The sequence below is a fragment of the Streptomyces sp. WY228 genome, from assembly GCF_019287315.1.
GTDB classification, from domain to species: domain Bacteria; phylum Actinomycetota; class Actinomycetes; order Streptomycetales; family Streptomycetaceae; genus Streptomyces; species Streptomyces caviscabies.
This window is the reverse complement of record NZ_CP079114.1, coordinates 7,230,327-7,251,150: the sequence shown is the minus strand read 5'-3', so window position 1 is coordinate 7,251,150 and position 20,824 is coordinate 7,230,327. Positions and strand designations below refer to the sequence as shown.

The window sequence follows — 20,824 nt, the reverse complement described above, 5'->3', positions numbered from 1 at the left end:
GCGCCCCAGGGAGCGGAGTTCCTCGATGTCCACGCAGACCGGCCCGGCGCTCGACACCCAGCCTCGCGGCCATGCGTTCGCCCCCGGCCCCAAGGGGCTGCCGCTCGTGGGGAATCTGCCGCAGTTCGGGAAGAATCCGCTCGCCTTCTTCGAACTCCTCCGCGAGCACGGGGACATGGTGCGCTGGCGGTTCGGCCGCAACCGGTGCGTCTTCCTCACCGACCCCGACTGCATAGGCGAGTTGCTCACCGAGACGGAACGCACCTTCGACCAGCCGAAGCTCGGCATCGCGTTCCGTACGGTGCTGGGCAACGGAATGCTCGTGGCACGGGGCCGGGAGTGGCGGCGTAAACGCTCGCTGGTGCAGCCCTCGGTGCGGCCCAAGCAGGTGAAGTCGTACGCGGCCACGATGGCGGCCTCGGCGGTGGAGCTGGCGGACCGCTGGACGGACGGCCAACGCGTCGACGTCAAGCGGGAGATGGCCGAGCTGACGCAGAAGATCGCGGTGCGCACCATCTTCGGGGTGGACACCCCGGCGGACTCGGAGGCGATGGGCCGGGCGATGGACGTCGCCCAGCTGGAGATCGGCAAGGAGTTCGCCGGGATCGGCGCGCTGCTCCCCGACTGGGTGCCGACGCCGGGCCGGGCGCGCATCAGGAAGGCGGCCGCCGTCATCGACGCCGAGGTGGGCCGGGTGGTCGCCCGGCACCGGGAGGGCGAGGAGGAACGCCCCGATCTGCTCAGCCGGTTGCTCACCGCGGTCGACGAGAGCGGGACGCACCTCAGCGACGAGGAGATCCGCGACGAGGCGGTCACGCTGTACATCGGCGGCCACGAGACGACGAGCACGACGCTGGTGTGGGCGTGGTATCTGCTCGCCCGCAACCCCCGCGTCCGCGACGCGCTCGCCGAGGAGCTGGACCGGGTGCTCGGCGACCGGGAGCCCGGCTTCGAGGACTACGCCCGGCTGACGTACGCCCAGGCCGTGGTGAAGGAGACCCTGCGGCTGTATCCGGCGGTCTGGCTGATCACCGGGGTCGCGAAGGAAGGGGCGACGATCGGGGGCCTGCCGATCGAGGAGGGCACCCGGGTGTGGAGCAGCCAGTGGGCCACGCACCGCGACCCGCGGTGGTTCCCCGAGCCGGAGGAGTTCCGGCCCGAGCGCTGGGACGCGGAGAGCGGCGACGAGATCGCGGAGTACGCGTGGTTCCCGTTCGGCGGCGGTCCGCGGGTCTGCATCGGTACGCGCTTCGCGATGGTGGAGGCGGTGCTCCTGCTGGCCGTGCTGGCCCGCCGCTTCACCCTGGACGTCGACCCGGGCGAGATCGGTCCGGTGACGGGTCTGACGCTCCAGCCGGACCGGGATGTGCTGGCGACGGTCCGGGCGCGGTAGCGGAACGGGACGGGAAAGCGGTCGGCGCCCGGCCCCTCGTGCGAGGGGCCGGGCGCCGTGCTGCCGGTCGCGTCAGTCCTGCGGAAGCCACTTCTTCCAGACGTCCGGGTGGCGCTCGATCCAGCGCTCCGCCGCCTCCTGCGGGGTGAGCTTCTGCGAGGCGATCATCTCGGAGACCTCGTTCTGGTCCTTCTCCGACCAGTGGAACTTCTTCAGGAACGCGGACGCGTCACCGCCGCGCTCGGCGAAGTCGGCGTTGAGGAACTTCTGCAGCGGGGTCGTCGGGTACGCGCAGTCGATGTCCGCCGGGTCCTTGGCCGCGCACGCGTCCGTGTACTCGGGGAGCTTCACCTCGACCATCGGCACCTCGTTGAACAGCCACTGCGGCTGGTACCAGTAGCTGAGGAAGGGCTTCTTCTCCTTGGCGAACTGCTGGATCTGGGTGATCTGGGCCGCCTCGGAGCCGGCGAAGACCACCTTGTAGTCCAGGTCCAGGTTCTTCACCAGGGCCACGTCGTTGGTGACGTAGGACGGCGAGCCGTCCATCAGCTGGCCCTTGCCGCCGCTCTCGGCGGTCCGGAGTTCCTTCGCGTACTTGTTGAGGTTCTTCCAGTCGGTGACGTCCGGGTGCTCGTCGGCCCAGTACTTCGGGACGTACCAGCCGATGTGGCCGGTGACTCCGAGGTCGCCGCCGCGGACGATGGTCTTCTTCTCGTCGACGTACAGCTTCTCCTGGTCCGGGTGGCCCCAGTCCTCCAGGATCGCGTCGACGCGGCCCTGGCTGAGGGCGTCCCAGGCGGGGACCTCGTCGGTCTGGACGAGGTCGACGCGGTAGCCGAGCTCCTCCTTGAGGAGCTGCTCGGCCACCGCGACGTTGGCCTGGGCACCGACCCAGGACTGGACGGAGAGCGTGACCGTCTTGACCCCGGCGGGGGCCGCGAACGGCGAGGCCTGCTTGGTCATGTCGGCGGCGCCGCAGCCCGCCGTGGCGAGCAGCGCGGCGGCCGACGACAGCGCCGTGATCAGGCGCGTACGGGAGCGGTTCATCTCAGCTCTCCTGTCGCTGGCGGCGGGTGGTGGGCTGGGTGACCCGGTCGAGCATCAGGCCCAGGCAGACGATCGCCGCTCCGGCGACGAGTCCGGTGGCCAGATCGCCCTGGGCGAGGCCGAGGACGACCTCGTAACCGAGGGCGCCGGAGCCGACGAGTCCGCCGATGATGACGACGGCGAGGACCAGCACGACCGCCTGGTTGACGGCGAGCAGCAGGGAGGGCCTGGCCAGCGGGATCTGGACCTGGCGCAGCTGCTGACCCGGGGTCGCGCCGAGCGAGCGCGCGCACTCCATCGCCGCCGGGTCGACTCCGCGCAGGCCCTGGGTGGTGATGCGGATGACGGCGGGCAGCGCGTAGACGACCGCGGCTGCGGCGGCGGGGGCGCGGCCGACGCCGAACAGGGCGACGACGGGGATCAGGTAGACGAACTGCGGCATGGTCTGGAAGACGTCCAGGACCGGTCGCAGCAGCCTCTCCAGCCGCTCGCTGCGGGCCGCGCCGACGGCGACGCCGAAGCCGATGACCAGAGTGACCGCGACGGCGGCGAGCACCTGGCTGAGGGTGTCCATGGAGGGTTCCCACACGCCGAGCACACCGATCGCGGCCATGGCGAGGACGGCGGTGGCGGCGGTGCGCCAGGTGCCGATGGTCCAGGCGAGGGCGGCGACGATGAGGAGCACCGACCACCAGGGCAGTCCGGTGAGCCCGCTGCGCAGCGGGTTGAGGACGCCGCCGGTGAAGTGGGAGGCGAGGTCGGCGGTGCCGCCGACGACGGGCACCCCGGTGTAGAGGTGGTCGACCATCCAGTCCTTGGCGGTGTTGACCGGTCCGGCGATGGCCACGGTCACGTCCTCGGGCCAGACCCGGCCGTCGGTGGCCCGTCCGACGACGGCGACGGCCGCGGTGACCACGGCGGCCAGGGTCCAGCCGCGCCATCCCCGGAGAAAGGCCGGGCCGGTGGGCTCGGCGCCGATGCGGCGTCCGGCCGCCTCCGTCGTACGGTCCAGCACGACGGCCAGCAGCACGATCGGGATGCCTGCGGCGAGGGCGGCGCCGACGTCCACGGAGGAGAGCGCCTGGTAGACGCGGTCGCCGAGGCCGCCCGCGCCGATCACGGACGCGATGACGGCCATCGACAGCGCCATCATGATGGTCTGGTTCAGGCCGAGGAGCAGTTCCTTGCGGGCCAGCGGCAGCCGGGCGCTCAGCAGGCGCTGCCTGCCGGTCGCGCCGAGCGAGGCGACGGCCTCCATGACCCCGCTGTCCGCGCCGCGCAGGCCGAGCGCGGTGAGCCGGGCCATCGGCGGAGCCGCGTACACCACGGTGGCGAGGACCGCTCCGGGCACGCCGATGCCGAAGACCAGCACCACGGGCAGCAGATACGCGAAGGCGGGCAGCACCTGCATGGTGTCCAGGACCGGGCGCAGGATGCGGAACACCCGGTCGGACAGACCGGCGGCGAGGCCGAGGAGCAGACCCAGCACGACGGAGGCGAGGACCGCGACGACCATCAGCGCGAGCGTCTGCATCGTCGGCACCCACATGCCGAGCAGTCCGCAGACCAGGAACGAGACGGCCGCGGTGAGGGCGAGCCGGAGACCGGCGACGCGCCAGGCGACGGCGGCGGCGAACACCGTGACACCGGCCCAGCCGAGGGCCAGGAGGACCAGATAGACGCCGCGTACGGAGAGCACGACGGCGTTGCTGATGTGGCCGAAGAAGTAGAGGAACAGCGGGTGGCTGTCGCGGTTGGAGACGATCCAGTCCGTCACGTCGCCGAGCGGCGCGGAGAGGTCGGCGGTCAGCGCGTCGGGCCAGACGCCCCCGCCCCAGCGGCCGTGCACGACGGGGACGACGACCGCGGCGACGAGCGCGAGCAGCAGGAGCTTGGCGGCGGCCGGACGGTCGCGGAGCGCGGCCACCGGTCCCCGGCGCGCGCCCGCCGGCACGGCGCGGGCCCCGGTGGCCTGTGCGGAGGCCATCAGAGGGTCACCTCGCGGGAGCCGTCCGGTGCGTCGGGCGCGTCGGGCGCGTCAGGGGCATCGGTGACGGTGGAGGCGCCCGGGGCGGTGGCCGTGGTGGTCGCCTCGCCGGGGCCGGATGTTCCGGCGACGACGTCGAGCAGGCAGGCGTGGTCGACGACGCCGACGAGCCGGCCGCCGTCCATCACCCGGGCGGCGGGGTCGCCGGAGCGGGAGACCGCCTCGATGGCCTCGGAGACGGTGGCGTCGGGGCGTACGGCCGGGCCGCGCTCGCTCTCCCCGGCGAGCGCGGGGCGCATGGCGGTGGCGACGGTGAGGACCTGCTCGCGCGGCACGTCACGGACGAACTCGCGGACGTAGTCGTTCGCGGGCGAGCCGACGATCTCCTCGGGGGTGCCGAGCTGGACGATGCCGCCGTCGCGCATGAGCGCGATCCGGGTGCCCAGGCGCAGCGCCTCGCTGAGGTCGTGGGTGATGAAGACCATGGTGCGGCCCTCCTCGCGGTGCAGCCGGACGACCTCGTCCTGCATCTCACGGCGGATCAGCGGGTCCAGCGCGCTGAACGGCTCGTCGAAGAGGAGGACGGAGGGGTCGACGGCGAGCGCGCGGGCGAGCCCGACGCGCTGCTGCTGGCCGCCGGAGAGCTGCGACGGGCGCCGGTCCTCCAGACCGGCGAGACCGACCTTCGCCACCAACTCGGCTGCCTTCGCGCGGCGTTCGGCCTTGCCCAGGCCCTGGATCTCCAGGCCGTAGGCGACGTTGTCCAGCACCGTGCGGTGCGGCAGCAGTCCGAAGTGCTGGAAGACCATCGCGGCGCGGTGGCGGCGCAGTTCGCGCAGCCGGGCCCGGTCCATCGCGAGGACGTCCTCGCCGTCGATGGAGAGGGTGCCGCTGGTCGGCTCGATCAGCCGGGTCAGACAGCGTACGAGGGTCGACTTGCCGGAGCCCGACAGGCCCATGACGACGAAGACCTCGCCCTTGCGGACGTCGAAGGAGACGTCGCGGACGGCGGCGGTGCAGCCGGTGGCCTCGCGCAGTTCGGCGGGCGGCAGCGCGGCGTGCTCGCTGCCGGGGATCCGGTCGGCCTTGGGGCCGAAGACCTTCCAGAGGTTGCGTACGGAGAACACGGCGTTCTCGTCGACTCCGGTGGCTCCCGTGTTCCCGTTGGGCTCGGTGGCCTTGAGGGTGTCGGTTACGGTCATCGGGCATCGCCTCCGGTGCTGGTGCTGGTTCCGGCGGCCGGCGCGGTTCCGTGCGCCCGGTCCGCGAGGAGTTCGGCGCACTTCTCGCCCACCATGAGGACGCCGATCATCGGGTTGACGGCGGGCATGGTCGGGAAGACGGACGCGTCGGCGATCCGGATGCCCTGAAGGCCACGAATGCGCAACTGCGGGTCCACGACGGCCTCTTGGTCGCCGGTCGCACCCATCCGGCACGTACCGGCCGGGTGGTAGACGGTGTGGGCGACCTTACGGGCGTACTCGCTGATGTCCTCGTCCGATGTGACCTCGGGGCCGGGGCAGACCTCGCGCTTGAGCCAGTGGGCGAGCGGTTCGGTGCGGGCGATCTCCCGGGCGAGCTTGATGCCGTCGACCAGTGTGCGGCCGTCGTGGTCGTCCTCGTCGGTGAAGTAGCGGAAGTCCAGGGCCGGCTTGACCTCGGGGTCGGCGCTCGTGAGGTAGAGGCGGCCCCGGCTGCGCGGCTTGGGGATGTTCGGCGTCATCGACACCCCGTGCTCGGGCTTCTCGTAGCCGAGCCGCTCCGGGTTGTCGGTGAACGGGATCTGGTAGAAGTGGAACATCAGGTCCGGGCCCCGCGATCCGGGGTCGCGGCGGACGAAGAGGCCCGCGTCGGAGTCCATCGCGGAGTTCTCCGGGATGGGCCCGTCGGTCTCCCAGACGATGACGGACTCGGGGTGGTCGAGCAGGTTCTCGCCGACACCCGGAAGGTCGTGGTGCACCTCGATGCCCAGCGCCTCCAGGTCCTCGCGCGGCCCGATCCCGGAGTGCAGCAGCAGACGCGGGGTGTCCACCGCGCCCGCGCAGACGATGACCTCGCGGGCGGCGCGCAGCAGGATCTCCTCGCCGTCCTTCGTTCGCACGTGTACGCCGGTGGCGCGGGTGCCGTCGAACTCCAGCCGGTACGCCCAGGTCTCCAGCAGGATCTTGAGGTTCGGGCGGTCGCCGGCCTCGATGTGCGGGTGGAGATAGGCGACCGAGGCGGAGGAGCGCTTGTTGTTCTCGGGGTGGTAGGCGAGGTCGAAGAAGCCGACGCCCTCGTGGAACGGCTTGCTGTTGAAGCTGTCCACGCGCGGCACTCCGGCCGCCTCCTGGGCGGCGTCGACGAAGTCGCGGGCGATGGCGTTGCGGTCCTTCTCGTCGACCGGGACGATGTTGTTGCGCAGCTTGGCGAAGTACGGGTCCATCGCGGCCGCGTCCCAGCCCTCGGCGCCCGCCTCGGCCCACTCGTCCCAGTCGCCGGGCAGCGGCTTGAAGCTGATGAGGGTGTTGTGCGAGGAGCAGCCGCCGAGCACCCGGGCGCGGCTGTGCCGGATGTGGCTGTTGCCGCGCGGCTGTTCGGTGGTGGGGTAGTCGTAGTCGAGGTCGCCGCCGAGGAGGCCGAGCCAGCGGCGCAGGGTCAGCACGTCGTCGCGGTCGATGTCGGTGGGGCCGCCCTCGATGACCGTGACGGTGACGTCCGGGTCCTCGGTGAGCCGGGAGGCGATGACCGATCCGGCGGTGCCGCCGCCGACGATCACGTAGTCGGCCACGGGGCCGTCGGGGACTGCGGTGCTGCGAGGGGTGGAAGGCATCGGTCACTGCTCCTTCTGCAAGGTTCGTGCGTGTACGTGGTGCTGCGAACAGCCGGGTGGGGCCGGACGGCGGGTGTTCCGCCCGGCCCCCGCAGGCGTCAGCCGGCGAACCAGCGCTGGGGGCGCGGGTTGAGGTTCTGGTAGATGTGCTTGGACTCGCGGTACTCGGCGAGCCCCGTCGGGCCCAGCTCACGGCCCGTGCCGGACTTCCCGAAGCCGCCCCACTCGGCCTGCGGGAGGTAGGGGTGGTAGTCGTTGATCCAGACGGTGCCGTGGCGCAGCCGTCCGGCGACCCGGCGGGCCCGGCCCGCGTCGGTCGTCCAGACCGCGCCGGCGAGACCGTAGTCGGTGTCGTTGGCCAGCGTGATGGCCTCTTCCTCGGTACGGAAGGTCTCGACGGTGAGAATCGGGCCGAAGGTCTCCTCGCGGACCACCTTCATCCCCCGGTGGCAGCCGTCGAGGACGGTCGGCCGGTAGAAGTAGCCGCCCTCGGGGCGTACGTCGTTCGGCTCCGGGCGCTCGCCGCCGGCCCGGACGATCGCACCCTCCTCGCGGGCGGAGGCGACGTACATCTCGACCTTGGCGAGCTGCTGGGCGGAGACGAGGGGGCCGCACTCGACGCCCTCGAAGGTGCCCCGGCCGAGGCGGATGGCGTCGGCGCGGCGGGCCAGCTCGGTGACGAACCGGTCGCGGACGCTCTCCTCGATGATCAGGCGGGCGCCGGCGGAGCAGACCTGGCCGCTGTGGAAGAACGCGGCGTTCAGCGCCTGGTCGACGGCGGTGTCGAAGCCCTCGTCGGTGGCGCAGGCGTCGGCGAAGACCACGTTGGGGTTCTTGCCGCCGAGCTCCAGGGCGACCTTCTTCACGGTCGGCGCGGCTGCCTGGGCCACCTTCGTACCGCTGGCGAGGCCGCCGGTGAAGGAGACCAGGTCGACGTCCGGGTGCTCGGAGAACCGGGCGCCCACCGGGTCGCCCGCGCCGGTGACCAGGTTGGCGGCGCCGTCGGGCAGTCCGGCTTCGGAGAGCAGCCGGATCAGGTGGACGGTGGAGAGCGGGGTGACCTCGCTGGGCTTGAGCACGAAGGTGTTGCCCGCGGCGAGGGCCGGGGCGATCTTCCAGCTGGCCTGGAGGAGGGGGTAGTTCCAGGGGGCGATCAGGGCGCAGACGCCGACCGGCTCGTGGACGACGATGCTGTGGACGTCGGGGTCGCCCGCGTCGACGACCCGGCCGCCGCTCTCGTTCATCACGAGGTCGGCGAAGTAGCGGAAGGCGTTCGTCACGTCGTCGACGTCGACCCGGCCCTCTTCGAGGGTCTTACCGGTGTCGCGGCTCTCGGTGATCGCGATCTCCTCGCGGTCCCGCTGGAGCAGCTCGGCGACCCGGCGCAGCAGCCCGGCCCGCTCGGCGACGGGCTTGTGCGGCCAGGGGCCGTCGTCGAAGGCGCGCCGCGCCGCCGCGATGGCCGCATCGGCATCCTCGGCCCCGCCCTCCGCGACGACGGCCAGGACCGTGGCGTCGGCGGGGTCCAGGATCTCGCGCGTCGCGCCTGATCCGGCGGCCCGCCAGGTGCCGTCGATGTGGATGGTAGTGAGCGCCGACATGTCGTTTTTCGCCTTCCGTGCCTGAAATGCCCCCTCCGGTTCGGCCAGGGCATGCTGCGCGGTGGACCGGGGTACGGCACACCAGCGGCCTGGACCCCTCCCCGGTCCGGCGAAATGTATGCCGAGAATTTCACGCAGAGTGATGCGCCTCACGCGTGACGGCCTCTTCCGGGTGCTTCCCCGGCTCCGTGGGGAGCGGCCCGGTGCTGGTCAGCCGGGTGGTTCCGTACCGGCCAGCAGATGGGCCGCCCGCTCCCACACCTCGGGCCCCTCCCCCGTGACGGCGGCGGCGAACCGTTCCGGGCGGGCGAGGAGCCGCCGGTGGCCGGGGTGGAGCGCGGCGTGCGCCAGCAGCCAGCCCGTCAGGAGGTGCGGATCCCCCGGCGCGTCGGACCAGCGCTCCCGGTACGCCGCCCGTGCGGCCGCGGCCTCTCCCCGGACCAGCAGCACATCGGCCCGGGGCGGCGCGGCGGCCGGGGCGAGGTCCGGTGCGGCATCCGGGCGGAGGTAGAGCGCGCCCCGTACGTCCTGCCAGTGGGTGCGCTCCGCTGCCGGGACGAGCCGGGGCGGCCGGGCCCGCGGAAGCGGCGTCCCGGAGCGCACCGCCGCCGCCAGCCCGGCGCGTTCCTCGTCCGCGCACCGCAGATGGCGCAGCCGCCACTCGGCCCGGTGGCCGGCCGCCGCCGCGCGGGCCCGCGCCACGGCCCGCCCGTCCACCGGTTCGCGCAGCCAGCCGTCGACGGTGCGGGTGAGCCCGGCGACCAGCCGGCGGCCGGGGCCGGTGAGCGCGGCGCGGGTCGCCAGGGTCCGCAGGACCGTACGGGTCTGGATGCGGCGCAGCGCGAACCGGAAGGGCGCCAGCTCCAGCGGGTCGGCCGCCCGGTCCCCGATCCGGTCCCGCCAGAATCCGGCGACGCCGACGAAGGCGTACGCCCCGTGGAGCAGCCCCGGCAGATGGCGCGGGTCCGGACGCCACGGGGCGTAGTGCTCCTCGGTGCGGTCGTCGTCGAGCATCGCGAAGAGGTGGAGCAGCGCGCCGAGCTTGCTGTGCTGGAACTCGTGGACCATCGTCTCGGCGAGCGCCGCGCCGTTCGGCGGCTCCGCCACCACCATGGAGCCGAACGCGTCCGCCGTGGAGGCGCTGAGCCCCTCGACGGGGCCGTTCGGCATCCGTCCGGGCCAGGGCACGATGCGCCTGATCTCCTCGGGACGCAGCGTGCCGGGCCGGGTGGGGCCGGATCCGGTGGCGGGATCAGGGCCGGCGGCAGGCGGGGCGTCGGAGCCCGGCGCGGGGGGCAGGGCGGGGCGGGCATCGAGCAGCTCCACCGCTTCGGCGAACAGCCGCTGCCAGGCGCCGAGTTCGCGTGGAGTGAGCCGACGGGGCGGAATCGGGCGGTCGAGGTCGCGGTAGGGGTCGGTGTCGTCGAGGGCGACTTCAGGCCCGCCCGGCCGGACCGGCAGCCGGTGCGTCGGCCACCACACGGCGCTCGGCGGTGCGGTGAGCGGGCGCACGGTGAGCGCGATCGCCCCCATGCGCCGTACGGTCGGGGTGAGGTGCAGCTCTCCCTCGCGCACGCGCGCCCGGACCGGCTGGAAGCCCAGCAGCGGGGTGCCCGGCAACCGGGCGAGGCCGAGCGTCGGCAGCGACACCGCGCCCTCCCTCGCGGGCACGACGAGATCGGCGGCCGTTCCGGCGCGCAGTGCGGCCACCAGGGCGACGGCGGCCAGATGTCCGGTGTCCACCCAGAGCGGCGGACCGACAGCGGTACCGTGCAGGCGGCGCAGCGTATGGGCGAGCCAGCTGCCCACCTCCGGGCAGAGCAGCAACTCCTCGGCGCAGCCCGGCCTGCGCGCCTCGGCCTCTTCCACGGTCCGCCAGACGGCGCCGAGGACGGCGGGGCCGAACAGGGTGGGCCGATCCTCCAGCCGGCCCAGCAACTCGCCGATCAGCAGGAGACGTCGGGACCGCTCGGCCCGCGCGAGGAAGCCGACCGCCGCCACCGACCCTCCGCCCGCGGCCAGTTCGTCGAACCAGCGGCCGGGCATCCGTATCGGTCGGTGCACCCGCTCTCCTCTGTCGTGGTCCCGACGTGACTCGGGGATCCCGCTCCTGGGGAAGGCCACACAGCGCTCAGCCGGGCGCCACCGCCAGGAGGGTTTCCGCCCGCCAGCATGCTGGTGCGCGCTCTTCGGATCTCCTCCAGCAGACGCCGTCCGGGAGCGGGAGCGAGGGCGCGCACGGCGGCGACGCCCACCTCCGCGAGGTCCGCGACATCGGACTCCAGGTAGTCGGCCGGATCACCGGCCGATGCCGTCTGCTGCAAGGCCTGTTCCCCCTTGTCGGTCCGGCGGCACACGATGCCACCCGTCCCTCCCCATCATGACGAATAGGTTGCCTTCCGGAAACCCGTGCGATCACGCCGTACGATCACGGGCCCGGTCGGTCCTCGTCCTGGAACTCCCGCAGGGCTTGCTCCAGTTCGGCGGCCCGGTCCGGGTCGTCGTCGAGCAGGGTGACGGCCCGGTAGAGGTCCCAGGGGCCTTCCGGACGCCGCCGCAGCGTCCGCAGGATGCCCAGGATGTCCGTACGGGGCACCGCGTGCCGCGGCATCCGGGCCACCAGGACCGGGTCCAGCTCCGCGACCATCGTCTGGCGTTCGTCGCGGTCGCTCATCAGCGGATAGGCGAGCAGCGCTTCGACCACCCGGACCAGCCCGCCGCCCGCCCGGTCCCGCCCGGGGGCCTCTCCGTTCCGTGGTGGGGGCGGGGCGGGCAGATGTTCCGTGTGTCCGGGGCGGTGCAGCTGGAGCGTGGGGAGCTGGGTGGGGCCTCCCTCGGCGCGCAGCCGGTCGAAGTGGCCCCGGACGGCCGCGAAGAGTGCTTCCGGGTCGGGGGCCGGGCCGCCGGGCAGGGTGGCCAGTTCGCGCAGGAGGATGTCCGAGAAGACACCCTGACCGCGTACGGGGTCGTTGGCCGCGCGCTGTCCCCGGTCGGCGGCCAGCAGCACGCTCTGCCGGTGGATCCGCAGGCGCTGCCCGGCGGGGAGGCTTCCGTCCGGGATCGTGACGGCGGGGCGGTGGCGCTCCTCGAAGGTCTGGCAGGCGTCGACGACCCAGTTCTGCCTCTCGAACCCGGGCAGGACATCACTGCTCAGCCGGCGGCGGGCGGACTCCAGGTCGATGTTGCGGCGGTCGGTCTCCGTGGCGTCGGCGCAGTACAGCCGCAGGTGTTCGTCCCGGTCCAGGACGCCGTGCCCGCCCCACCAGATCCAGAGCATGTCCCCCTGGCGGGCGGGCAGTTCGTGGACCAGAGCCCGTCGCAGGGTCTCGTGGTCGGCGGCGCGGTGGCCGGTGACCGCGTCCGGGCCCTGTGCCGGGGCGAGGTGCAGCAGGATGTTGGCGTCCGGCACGCCCGTGGACCGCAGCCAGTCCCGGAAGCGCAGGGCGTCGCGGACCGGGCCCGGCAGCGTCCAGCCGGGCCCCGCCGCATAGGCCTCGACGCCGACGACGAGCGCCACCACCCGGGCAGGGTCGACGGTGGGTGCGCTCAGGCCGGCCGAGTGAGCCGGGCCCGCGCTCACGGCAGCCGCTCCGCGATGGCGCGGTAGACGGCCGGGTCGCTCCAATAGGCGCTGTGGGCGGCGGGGAACGGCTGCCGGTTGTCCGTCGCGATGTCCTCGGCCCGGCCGGGGAACACCGGTGCGGCGGCGAAGCCGAGAAGATCGCGGCGGTCGTGGAGGTTGAGCCAGCCGGGGACATGGTCGGGCAGGGGCTCCGGGTGGTCGAGGTGGGGCAGCGCCCCCGTCTCGTACAGGAACGGCGCCTGCGAGCCCACCGTGACCAGCAGCCGGACGCCGGGCAGCGGGGCCTCGATCAGGGTGTCGAGGGCGATGATCCCGCCGAGGCTGTGGCCGAGGAGGACGACGGGCGGCTCCACGGCGGCGGCCAGCTCGCGCAGGGCGGTGCGCAGGGGACCGCCCCGTACGAGGAACTTGAGCACATCGCCCGCGGCCGGGTGGGCGGCCCCGGTGAGGGCGCGGCGGCGGCGCACCGCGTAACGGGAGCCGAGCCGCAGCACGGGCCGGCCGATCAGCCGGCCCACCGGCCCCCTGGTGGAGCCGGACCCGGTGGCGCCGAGCTCCCGGGCGATCCGGTCCACGGCGGCGTCGCGGGTGGGGCCGTCGGTGATCACCGGCGCGTCCTCGGCGAGGGCCGCGCCGATCACGGCGGCGGCCAGCGCGCGGGCCAGCAGCGGCGCCAGGTCTTCGGGGTCCAGGGCTTCCGCGGCCGGCGTCAGCAGCGGGCTGCGGGCGAGGTCGGCGGCCCGTGCTCCGAGGCCGGGCCCCAGCTCCGGGGCGACGCTCTCGCCACGGGCCGCCAGCCGGGCCAGCCGGTCCCGGAACTCCTCGTCCGGGAAGGCCGCGCCCGGGGGTATCGCTCCCGCCGGACCGTGCGCGGCGACCAGGGCCAACTCCGCCTCCGGGTCCTCGTACAGGCGCTCCCAGGCGGCGGTCTCCGCGTCCTCCCCGTCCTCCTCGCCCGCCACGTCCCGTTCGGTGGCCCCGGCCCCGTCCGGCGGAATGCTGGCCCCGCCCGCGGCGAGCCGGGCGCCGTACCGCTCGCCCCAGTCGAGCGGCACGACCCGCACACCCGGGGCGGCCCCGGCGAGTGAGGCCGTGACCTTCGCGTTCAGTGCCTCGGTGTGCGGCGGCCGCACGCCCGTACCGTGGATGAATATGACCGTGGTCATGCATCGCCCCCCGTCCGTGGTGTTCCCGCCGACCGCACCCCGTCACACATCGGGCGTCCGCGGCCTCCCGGCCCCGCCCCCGTACCGATCCGTCACCTCACAGCGGGATCACCGTCGGGTCGTACTCGATGCGCTGGTGCAGCCGGGCCGAGGTCCGCCACGGGTGCTCCTCCCCCAGCACACGCGTCAGACCCTCCACCGCCTGGGCGTTGAGCCGGTCCGCCTCCGCCGAGTGGCCGAGTCCGCGATGGTCCAGCGAGAGGTTCGCGACGCAGACCAGGGTGAAGGGGTGATCCTCGCCCGCCACCTCGGTCAGCAGCGGCAGGGTGGCGCTGTCGGCCTCCAGGGCGCCGGCGAAGTCCAGCCTGGCGTAGTGGTCGTTGGCCCGGCCGAACGCGGCGGCCAGTGAGTAGACGTGCCGCTCCCCCAGGTCCGCCCGGAGCCGCTCCCCCGCGACCGTGTCCAGCCGCTCGGCCTCCTCCACCTCGCCCAGGGCCCGCAGGGTGGCGGCCACGTTGATCATGGCGCACAGGGTGTACGGGTGGTGCTCGCCGAAGATGTCCCGGTAGCCGTCGAGGGTCTGCCGGCCGAGGCGGCGGGAGTCCTCCAGCCTGCCCGCGATCCGGCGGTCGACGACCGCCGCCAGGGCCGCCCCCAGGGTTTCCGGGTACGCCGCGCCGTACCTGCTGGTGAAGCTCTCCAGGATCTCCTCGACCAGCTCCGCCGCCCCCTCCAGGAATCCGGCCCGGCGCCGGCAGATCGCGAGGTTCAGCGCGGCCCGGATGGTCGCCGCGTTGGTGGGGCCGAAGTGGGTGCGGTAGGTCTGGTAGGTCGACTCCTGAAGGGCCCTGGCCTCCAGGAAGTCGCCCGCCTCGCGGGTGTCCACCGCCAGGGCGCTCAGGGTGTTGACGGTGAGCCCGCTGGTCGGGCCGTAGAGCAGCTCCCGCTGCCTGGCGGACTCCCCGTCGATCGCCCGCGCCTGCCGGAAGTCGCCGTTCACCCGCAGCGAGAGGCCGTAGCTGTGGGCCGCGCTCAGCGTCGTCGGGTCCTCCGGGCCGTAGAGGTCGCTCGCCCGCTCGTAGGCCTCGGCGCTCAGCTCGCGGGCGGCCTCGAAGTCGCCCCGGTACCGCAGCGATCCGGCCTGCTGGAGCATGGAGTCGATCACCTCCTCCTCGGGGATCGGCGCGGTGCGCGAGACCTCCATGGCCTGTTCGCTCAGGGCCGCGGCCTCCGCGATCCGGCCGAGGTGGTGGAGGTAGAAGCCGAGCATCTTGGTGATCCGGATGACGTGCAGGTCCTCCTCGGCGGACTGCTCGCTCCAGGCCTCCCACGCCTGCCGGGTCAGGTCCGCGCCCGCGTCGTGGGCGCCCCAGTAGTAGAGGAAGGTGACCATGTCGAAGACCAGGTCGCGCACCCAGGCGTCCGAGCTGTTGACCGCGCCGGAGGCGATCATGTGGGGCAGCAGTCCGAGGTAGGTCGACCACTGTTCCGGTGAGGCGGGCAGGCCCGGCTTGGCGGTGGTCAGGAGCAGATGGGCGGCGTTGCGCATCCGCTCCCGCTCCTCCGGGTCCAACCGGGCGACGATCACGTTCTGCATGAGCCGGTGCATCTGGAGCGTGCCGGCCTTGTGGTCGAGGCGGACCAGCGAGAGCTTGCTCAGATCGCGGGTGGCGCGGGCGAGCAGCAGCGGGTCGCGGAGCACGGGGTCCAGCTCGGGGGTGATCTGGACGTTGCGGCCGCCGCGGAGCATGTTCAGCGGGATGGGTTCGGGCGCCATGCAGGCGCAGATCTGGAGGAGTTGGCGGGCGGCCGGGTTCTCGGCGGTGAGCCTGCCGAGCGAGATGTCCCACACCGCGGCGACGGGCAGCGGATAGTCCGGGGACGGGGCCAGTTCGAGGATTTCGGGGCGGCGCTCGTCCAGCAGCTGGAGGTACTCGTCGACCGGCATACCGGTGGCCGCGTGCCAGGCGCCGGCCTGCTCGACGGCGAGCGGCAGATCGCCGAGCGCCTCGGCGAGCCGGCCCGCGTCGTGGGTGCTCAGTCCCCGGGCCCGGCGCTGGAGCAGGGCGATGCTCTCCTCGCGGTCGAAGACGTCGACGCTCAGGGGCGTGGCGATCCGCTCCCACTCCCGGTTGCGCGAGGTGACGATGATCTTTCCGGGGCCGCCGTTGGGGAAGTACGAGCGCACCGCCTCGATGTCCTCGGCGTTGTCGAAGACCAGCAGCCAGTTATCGAAGGGCTTTCCGGTGCGCAGGGCCTCGCGGACGGCGGGCACGGCGGTGTTGGCCTGCGGGCCGACCTGGAGGCCCAGGCTGGCCGCCAGCTCGGCGAGCGCGGCCAGGATCAGGCTCTCCTGCTCGGCGGGGATCCACCAGATGACGTTGTAGTCGCCGCTGTGGCGGTAGACGTACTCCACCGCGATCTGCGATTTGCCCACGCCGCCGAGGCCGTGCAGAGCGTGCGGGAGGACCGCCGTCGTCTCGTCCTCGGTCAGCTGCCGCTCCACGGCGGCGAGGAGCGACTCGCGGCCCGTGAAGTTGGGGTTCTTGGGCGGCACATTGCCCATGATCTTCGGCTGGCCCGTACGGACGAAGCGTGCTTCCGGCGTTTTGACTTCCATCTCCTTGTGGGCCCTCCGGGCGGTGTTGTCAGCTGGTGCCGAGGTGTCAGCTGCTGGGGGTGTCGTGGGCGGCACGGGTCCTCCTGGTGAAACGACGCTGTCCGGTGGCAGCTTTGCCCAATTCGGGGCGCCTTTCATCGGTTTCGCACCGATCTCACCCGGCCGGGCAGGGGGGCCGCCCGGCGGGCGCACCAGGCGGGCCGCCACCCGGGCGGCCCGGCCCGCGTACGGGCCGGCCAGCGCCCGCAGGACCGCGAGTTCGATCCGGAGCCAGGGGCGGGCGCCGGGTTCCGTGCCGGGCAGGGCGGTGCGCACCGGGTCGTGGAGGGCCGCGCGGAGCCGGGCGCCGTGCCCCTTGCCCGTCCGCAGTTCGGCCAGCAGGCCGACGGTGCGGGCGAGTTGGGTCCTGGTGCTGGTGGCGAGCAGGGCTTCGCGTACGTCGTCGGCGAAGTCCGGCCCGCCCTCGGCGTCGGCGTCCCAGTCGATCAGCCCGCCCATCATGACCTCGGCGAGGTGTTCGGGCCCGGCGTCCGGCAGGGCCGCCTCGCGCAGTTCCTGGATGACGGCGAAGTCCATCGGGGCGAGGGCCAGCAGCACGGCGAGCTGCCGGGCCAGGGGGCTGGCGAGCGAACGGAACCTGCGCACGGCCGCGGCGGCCGCCCGGGGGCCGTCGACGACCGGGGTGCGCAGCCCGGGGGCGGAGGCTCCCTTGGCCATCGCGCCCGCCAGCACGACCGGCAGGGTCCGTCGCACCCCGCGTTCGCCGGTCACCAGGTCGGCCCAGGCGCGGAAGGACCCGGCGCGGACGCTGAGCACCGGTACGGGCACGGTGTCGTCGTCCGGTTCGGGCAGCGGCCGTACGGGGTCGTGGGCGCCGTGCGGCGGGCGGCAGTGGAAGCGGCGGTTCGGCGCGCCGAAGCCGCCCGCGTCCAGTTGGGCGCGGAAGGGGAACAGCGAGGAGCGGTGGCGCAGATAGGGCGGCAGGAGGTGGACGAGCGCGGTGGGCCCGCCCGAGGTCAGCCGTTCCAGCAACCGGTCGGCGCCGGGGCCCGCCCAGCCGTGGGCGAGCCCGTCCGTGACGACGAGGAAGAGCCGTGCGTTACGGCCGTCGAGCAGTTCGGCGGGGTGCCCGTCGCGTCCGCCGGGCCAGCGCAGGGCGGGTTCGCCGTCGGCGGGCAGGGTCACCCCGACGGTGCGGACATCGCGGAAGGCCCCGCTGCGGGTGGCCTCGTCGGCGATCTGCCGGACGGTGCCGTGCCAGGGCGGCATGGTGGGGGCCCGGTCGACGAGGAGCACCAGGTCGAAGGCGCGCTCACGGTCGGGGAGGAAGTAGGGGACCCAGAGGCCGTCGGTGAGCCCGTGCTCGGCGGTGCTCTCCTCGTCCAGCGCGCTGCGGCCGCCGGTGGGCACCCTGCGGCCCAGCCCGCGCAGCGACCTGGCCAGCCGTAACGGGGCCGTCCGCACGACGGCCCGGTCGCGTCCGGCGCCCGGCAGCCGGTCGGGGCCGGTGCGCGTGTGCTCCCGAGCGGTCAGGATCTCGCGTTCGTACGCCGCGGGCCCCGGCAGCCCGGAGACCCCGGGCACGGTGTCGGGCGCGGGGTGCGGTGGTGGGCCGGGGAGAGGGTCGGGCCGGGGCTCGGGGGTTCTTGCGGGTGGTGGCTCGTGGGGCGCCGGGCGGGTGCGGCGGGGCGTGTCGGGGCGCGGTTCGGCGTGGGGAGGGTGGTCCGGGGCGGGCCCGGTGGCGCGGTGGGCTTCGAGCCGGGCGGCGGCGAGCCAGGCGGCGTCGGCGAGCTCCGTCCAGTCGGCGCCCGCGTCCGGGTCGTACGGGCCGCCGTCCTCGGTTCGGTCGCCGGTGGCGCGATCGGGGGAGGCGGCCGGCGCGGACGCGGGGTCCGGAGCGCGCTCCCTGGGCAAGCCGTTCATCAGCGGCCCTTCGAGAGGTCTCGGAGGAGCATCTCGACGAGCTTACGCCCGTCGGCGTCGGGTTGAAAACCGCCCGCGGTCGTCAGCTGGACGGCGTTGAGCAACTGGTCGATCGACTGGGTGCCGCCGCCGCGTTGGCGGTTGACGAACTCGTCCACCAGCGCCTCGACGCCTTCCGGGCGTTGGCGCAGATGGCTGACGACGATGCCGATCAGCTGCTCGCGGCCGGGCGGTTCCATCTCCAGCGGCAGACAGCGGCGGCGGAACGCGGCGGGGAACTCCCGTTCGCCGTTGCTGGTGATGACGACGACGGGGAACTGCGCGCATTCCACCCGGCCGCCCTCGATCCTCGCCGTGCCGCGCGGGTCGTCGGTGAACACGGTCGCCGACTCCTCGTTGCTGCGCACGAGTTCGGGGATCTCGTAGCTGCCGTTCTCCAGGACGTGAAGGAGATCGTTGGGCAGGTCGATGTCGCTCTTGTCCAGCTCGTCGACGAGCAGCACCCGGGGGCGCGCGTAGGCGAGCAGGGCGGTGCCGAGCGGGCCCAGGGTGACGAAGTCGCCGAGCGCGGGCGGCCCTTCAGCGGTCGCGCCCTCTTCGCCCGCGTCCGCGCCGGTGCCGTCCGGTGCGGGGCCGTGCGGGTTCCCGGTGTCGGCCGCCCGCCAGGCGGCGATGGCCTGGGCGCGGCCGATCGCGTCGTACGCGTACAGACCGCCCCTGAGCGTGCTGCGGCTGACGACGCTCCAGGGCAGTACCCGGCCGAGCCCCAGCTCACGGGCGAGCAGATAGGCCAGGGTGGACTTGCCGACGCCCGGCGGTCCGGTGATGAGCAGCGGGCGGCGCAGCAGCAGGGCGGCGTTGACCGCGTCGGTCTCCTCACGGCGGAGCTGCGGCCCGTCCTGGATCCGGCCGAGGCGGCGGTCGGCGGCCCGGTCGTCCTCGGGCGGCGGCGGCTGGAGCGGTTCGCCGGGGAACGTCCGCCAGGGCGGCGGCGCGGGCAGCTCCGGCGGCTCGCCCTCGGGCGCCCTGCCGGTCGCGTGGAAGACCCACCACGGGGGCGGCGGGGCGGCGGAGGTCGGTCCGGTCATGCCGACAACAACTCCTCACGATCGACCAGTCGGTACGGGTCGTCCCAGAAGAACGCGATGTGCCTGCCCACCCACAGCGGGCCGTCCTCGTCGACCTCCGCTCCCATCCTCAACCTGTTCACCGTTTCCGGCAGTTGGGTGTAGGCGTGTCCCAGGAGCAGGGTCAGCAGCTCACTGGAGTGCGAGGTGCTCTCCAGCCTGCGGTCCCAGGCGGCGAGACCGATGCCCTCGACGACGGCGGCCTGCAGCGCCTCCAGGCCGTGCCCCTGGACGGCGGGCGCGTCGAGGATGACCGCGGTCAGCGACTCGTCACCGGCGAGGTGGGCGCGCCAGCGCTCGAAGCCGTCGCGGTCCGCCGCCTTCCAGCGGTGCGGGGCCGGGGCGGGGGCGGTCCGCAGCCGGTCCCAGCGGGCCTGCCAGCGGCGCAGTTGCCCGGCGTCGCCGCGCATCCGGTCCAGGCTGCGCAGATGGACCCGGTAGCGCAGACCGATCGGCCAGGGCCTCGGGGCTCTGGTACCCAGTTCCAGGCGGGCCATGTCGTGGTTGAGCAGGTCGAAAGGGAGCAGGAACTCGACGTGGACCGGCCCCTGTTCGCCGGCCGCGGGCCGGTCGGCCCACAGCGCCTCGCCCTGCTCGACGGCGTGTTCGACCGCTCCGGCCAGCGTGTCCAGGGTGGCGGTCTGCACCTGGCCGGGCTCCGGCCGCCAGTAGCCGGGGGCCTTGTTGATCCAGTGCCGGACGAAGACGTCCGGTGAACCGTCCCGGGCCGGGTCGACCATCACGACCAGGCACCGGGGCACGGTCGGGTCGGGGGCGGTGGGCCGCTCCAGGCGCTGCCGGCAGACGGCGAGCGCGTCCGACGCCCCGGGAACCCCGGCCCGGGCGTCGTCGGCCGCCGCGGTGGGGTCGCCCGTCGCCCAGCGGTCCGACCACCGGCGCAGCGGTGCGCCACGCTCGGCCGACAGGGTGGCGGCCGCCTCGACCAGCACGACGGCGGCCGGGAGACCGTCGGCGCGCGCGGTCATGTCCTGGGCCTGGTCGAAGAGTTCGGCAGGCGTTCCGCTGTCGGGCAGTTCGCCGGGCAGCTCCTCGGCGAGGAGGGCGCGCAGCCGTGCGCCGTCGATGTCCGTCGCCTCGTCGAGCAGCCGGCGCGCCTGCCGGGCGATGCTCTCGGCGAAGACGGGTGCGGGCCAGGGGCCCGGCCGGTCGCCGTCGGTCCGGATGCCCGCCTCGGCGGCGATCCGCTCGGCGTCGTCCTTGCCGGAGACGACGCGGACCGCGTAGAGGATCGCCTCCGGGCCGCCGGGCCGGTGGATCACCTTGCGGACCAGGTGCATCATGTCGATGCGGGGGGTGCTGTCCGGGTAGGTCAGCTCGATGTCGAGCCGGTAGGCCACCGTGTCCACGAACTCGTACCGCTGCCCCCGGTCCTTGACGCACTCGAGCAGGGTCAGCGCATCGACCAGCGTCTGCACCAGGTCCGGTCCCGGGTGCCCGTGCGGGACAGCGTTCACAGCCGACCATCCCCCGCCGAGTCGGTCCAACTCACATGGCTAGCGGCGAAGTTACCACGATTGAATCTTCGGCAACCAGGATCTTGTCCG

12 protein-coding genes are annotated in these 20,824 nt (G+C 73.7%); 1 reads left to right on the top strand and 11 read right to left on the bottom strand.

Annotation, left to right across the window (positions count from 1 at the left end; all coding sequences use genetic code 11):
• Nucleotides 1–25 precede the first annotated feature (25 nt).
• Nucleotides 26–1,393, top strand: a complete 1,368-nt coding sequence (locus KV381_RS31740; RefSeq protein WP_030076174.1) for a cytochrome P450 — start codon at nucleotides 26–28, stop codon at nucleotides 1,391–1,393.
• A 72-nt stretch (nucleotides 1,394–1,465) separates the two neighbouring features.
• Here the strand turns inward: KV381_RS31740 and KV381_RS31735 are convergent, their stop codons facing one another.
• From KV381_RS31735 to KV381_RS31685, 11 genes are all read right to left on the bottom strand, one after another.
• On the bottom strand, nucleotides 1,466–2,440 hold the full coding sequence (locus KV381_RS31735; protein WP_218786877.1) for an ABC transporter substrate-binding protein: 975 nt from the start codon (nucleotides 2,438–2,440) through the stop codon (nucleotides 1,466–1,468).
• A gap of 1 nt (nucleotide 2,441) precedes the next feature.
• Entirely contained in the window at nucleotides 2,442–4,427 is a 1,986-nt protein-coding gene (locus tag KV381_RS31730) for a proline/glycine betaine ABC transporter permease (RefSeq protein ID WP_218786876.1), read from the bottom strand.
• On the bottom strand, nucleotides 4,427–5,629 hold the full coding sequence (locus KV381_RS31725) for a glycine betaine/L-proline ABC transporter ATP-binding protein (RefSeq protein WP_218786875.1): 1,203 nt from the start codon (nucleotides 5,627–5,629) through the stop codon (nucleotides 4,427–4,429). Before KV381_RS31725 ends, KV381_RS31730 begins: the two co-directional genes overlap by 1 nt.
• Nucleotides 5,626–7,239, bottom strand: coding sequence for a GMC family oxidoreductase (locus tag KV381_RS31720; RefSeq protein WP_218786874.1), 1,614 nt, complete (start codon nucleotides 7,237–7,239; stop codon nucleotides 5,626–5,628). The genes KV381_RS31725 and KV381_RS31720 overlap by 4 nt, the downstream gene beginning before the upstream one ends.
• Before the next feature lie 98 nt (nucleotides 7,240–7,337).
• Nucleotides 7,338–8,840 (bottom strand): aldehyde dehydrogenase family protein, encoded by a 1,503-nt coding sequence (locus KV381_RS31715; protein ID WP_086777673.1) that lies wholly within the window; start codon nucleotides 8,838–8,840, stop codon nucleotides 7,338–7,340.
• Between the two features lie 210 nt (nucleotides 8,841–9,050).
• Entirely contained in the window at nucleotides 9,051–10,904 is a 1,854-nt protein-coding gene (locus tag KV381_RS31710) for an HEXXH motif domain-containing protein (RefSeq protein ID WP_218786873.1), read from the bottom strand.
• A gap of 364 nt (nucleotides 10,905–11,268) precedes the next feature.
• Entirely contained in the window at nucleotides 11,269–12,420 is a 1,152-nt protein-coding gene (locus KV381_RS31705) for a caspase family protein (protein ID WP_078611026.1), read from the bottom strand.
• Nucleotides 12,417–13,589, bottom strand: coding sequence for a hypothetical protein (locus KV381_RS31700; RefSeq protein WP_030623481.1), 1,173 nt, complete (start codon nucleotides 13,587–13,589; stop codon nucleotides 12,417–12,419). The genes KV381_RS31705 and KV381_RS31700 overlap by 4 nt, the downstream gene beginning before the upstream one ends.
• A 97-nt stretch (nucleotides 13,590–13,686) precedes the next feature.
• On the bottom strand, nucleotides 13,687–18,132 hold the full coding sequence (gene fxsT / locus KV381_RS31695; protein WP_218786872.1) for an FxSxx-COOH system tetratricopeptide repeat protein: 4,446 nt from the start codon (nucleotides 18,130–18,132) through the stop codon (nucleotides 13,687–13,689).
• The gene (locus KV381_RS31690; RefSeq protein WP_218786871.1) at nucleotides 18,132–19,220 is read right to left on the bottom strand and encodes a MoxR family ATPase; all 1,089 of its coding nucleotides are present in this window, start codon (nucleotides 19,218–19,220) and stop codon (nucleotides 18,132–18,134) included. The genes fxsT and KV381_RS31690 overlap by 1 nt, the downstream gene beginning before the upstream one ends.
• Complete coding sequence (locus tag KV381_RS31685; RefSeq protein WP_218786870.1) at nucleotides 19,217–20,734, bottom strand: hypothetical protein; 1,518 nt, start codon at nucleotides 20,732–20,734, stop codon at nucleotides 19,217–19,219. Before KV381_RS31685 ends, KV381_RS31690 begins: the two co-directional genes overlap by 4 nt.
• Nucleotides 20,735–20,824 lie beyond the last annotated feature (90 nt).